Raw genomic sequence first — 2,246 nt, forward strand, 5'->3', positions numbered from 1 at the left:
TGATGCCCTTTCCATGCCTGGATTGTCGAACATCGATTTCGATCCGTCTCGATCAGTCATCGCAACTCGCGAAGTTGATCTGTCTTGAGATATCTGCTCGACACAAACGTTGTCTCTGAGCTCCGTAAGGTTGGGGACGGTAAAGCTGATCAGAACGTGACGGCTTGGATAAGCGCGCAGGACTCCCGAGATCTGTATATTTCTGCCATAACAATTCTAGAACTTGAGCGCGGGATACTCAGCATCCAGCGGCGTGACATTGAGCAGGGCGCTCGCTTACGAGCCTGGATGGATAGCCGAGTACGCCCGGAGTTCGCTCAGCGCATCGTCGCTATCGACGAAGCGATTGCGACGCGATGTGCCCATTTGCATATTCCGGATCGCCGCAACGAAGCTGATGCACTCATCGCTGCCACGGCAGTCGTGCACGGGCTTGTGGTCGTTACACGCAACACTCAAGATTTCCAGGGCACCGGGGTTATCCTCGTGGACCCATGGCGTTCCTGAGTAAAGGCTCGCAGGCGCCTCGAAAGGTCGACGGTTCAGGTCCTATCAAGAGCGTATCGCGCAATCACGAGCTATTTGACAAACTTTGCCATCAGCGGCTATTCTCGGGGTCTAAGGAGACTGTGATGGCGACGATGAATGTATCCCTGCCGGACCCCATGAAAGACTGGGTTGAAGCACAAGCCAAGACGGGTCGATATTCAAACGTAAGCGATTACGTCAGGGACCTAATCCGCAGAGACCAGGCTCGTACGCACAAGATTGCCCAGATGCAGCGGTTTGTCGACGACGGGATCGCAAGTGGGTTGGGGCGTCGTTCAAGGGACGAGCTGTTTGCTGCAGCAACCGAGCTAGCTGAGATCAGCCGCGGACGTGCTTGATGCCATTCAGCCTTTCGGTCCGGGCGGAAGAGGATATCGTTTCCATCGCAGAAGAAGGTATCCGCGCCTTTGGATCACTGGTGGCCAAACGATATCATGACGAGCTCTTCGCCGTACTCGAACTCATTGCCGAAAACCCACGAATGGCGCGCGAGCGCCATGAAATTTCTCCGTCTGTCAGGATCCATCCCTTCAAAGCTCACCTCGTCGTCTATCGCATCAACGAAGACGGTACGGTTTTCGTGATCCGTATCCGGCACGGCCACGAAGATTGGGCAGGAGATTCTCCCTAATCAGTTCTTTCTCCGACTCTATTACGTCTTCGTCGTCGGTTCGAATCCCTTCAATGATGTATACGATCGGTTCTGTCGCAAACGGAATGGCAATCTCTGTCGGGCATCAAGCCCTCTGATTTTCGGGGAGCTTGTGATGTTCAACGGCCGCCATTTCGACCGATCGGTGATTCTGCTGTGCGTTCGTTGGTATCTGGCCTACAATTTGAGCCTACGCGACTTGGAAGAGATGATGGCCGAGCGTGGCCTGAACGTCGATCACTCCACCATCCATCGTTGGCTCGTCCACTTCTCGCCTCAGTTGCTGGAGCGCTTTAACCGGCACAAGCGGAGCGTTACCGGCAAGTGGCATATGGACGAGACCTACATCAAAGTCCGCGGCAAGTGGATGTATCTCTACCGCGCCATCGACAGCCTCGGCGACACGGTCGAGTTCTTCTTCAGCGCAAACCGTGACTTGCCAGCAGCCAAACGCCTCCTTCGCAAGGCATTGGAACGTCATGGGCGCCCAGATCGCATCGTCATTGACGGCAGCCAAACCAATCACGAGGCCGTCATTTCCAGCGATGCCGAAGACCGCCTGTTGGTTGGCAGTTAACCGTGAGAATGCGGCCGCTTTGAGCCAGAATTGGCAGTTAACGTGAGAATCTTGCCGGGAAGATTCTCAGATGAAACCGGTAATTTCTCTGGGGTCGGAGACGGGTTGTTAGGTCAGTGCAGTCCATCAGGATCGCTTTGTTCGGAGAGGCAGCGATGGCGGTGGAATGGACGATCACAATCGAGGGGAAGAACGAGTTCGGCGACGTTTGCAGGAAGGCCGTTCGTATCGACAAGAGTTGGGGACGTCTATTGGACGGCGGCATTGGCCTGTCGATTGAGGACAGCAAGACGATCATGACGGCGCTGCAAAGCGCAGTCGTAGCCCATGAGGCAGAGACCTACTCCCTCTTCCGTCGGGTCTGCCCGGATTGCCACACCTTCCGGCCGGTTAAGGACTACACATCACGCCGGATCCGAACCGTCTTCGGCACAGTGGAGGTCCGCAATCCTCGCTGGATGCTGTGCC

At 55.6% G+C, this 2,246-nt stretch carries 3 protein-coding genes and 2 pseudogenes; all 5 read left to right on the forward strand.

Going from position 1 to position 2,246, the window contains the following annotated elements; translation table 11 throughout:
- The first annotated feature begins 84 nt into the window (after positions 1 to 84).
- Positions 85 to 507 (forward strand): type II toxin-antitoxin system VapC family toxin, encoded by a 423-nt coding sequence (locus FN060_RS19755; RefSeq protein ID WP_077548946.1) that lies wholly within the window; start codon positions 85 to 87, stop codon positions 505 to 507.
- Between the two features lie 125 nt (positions 508 to 632).
- On the forward strand, positions 633 to 887 hold the full coding sequence (locus FN060_RS19760; protein WP_142589697.1) for a type II toxin-antitoxin system ParD family antitoxin: 255 nt from the start codon (positions 633 to 635) through the stop codon (positions 885 to 887).
- Positions 887 to 1,180: a type II toxin-antitoxin system RelE/ParE family toxin gene (locus FN060_RS19765; protein ID WP_077548944.1), complete on the forward strand. Its 294-nt coding sequence runs from the start codon at positions 887 to 889 to the stop codon at positions 1,178 to 1,180. Before FN060_RS19760 ends, FN060_RS19765 begins: the two co-directional genes overlap by 1 nt.
- Positions 1,181 to 1,316: 136 nt before the next feature.
- A pseudogene (locus tag FN060_RS19770) lies at positions 1,317 to 1,763 on the forward strand (IS6 family transposase); the annotation flags it as partial.
- A 170-nt stretch (positions 1,764 to 1,933) separates the two neighbouring features.
- Positions 1,934 to 2,246: pseudogene (locus tag FN060_RS19775) on the forward strand (ISKra4-like element ISMet1 family transposase); the annotation flags it as partial.

The sequence above is a fragment of the Pseudorhizobium halotolerans genome, from assembly GCF_902153235.2.
In the GTDB taxonomy this organism is placed as follows: Bacteria; Pseudomonadota; Alphaproteobacteria; order Rhizobiales; family Rhizobiaceae; genus Neorhizobium; species Neorhizobium flavum.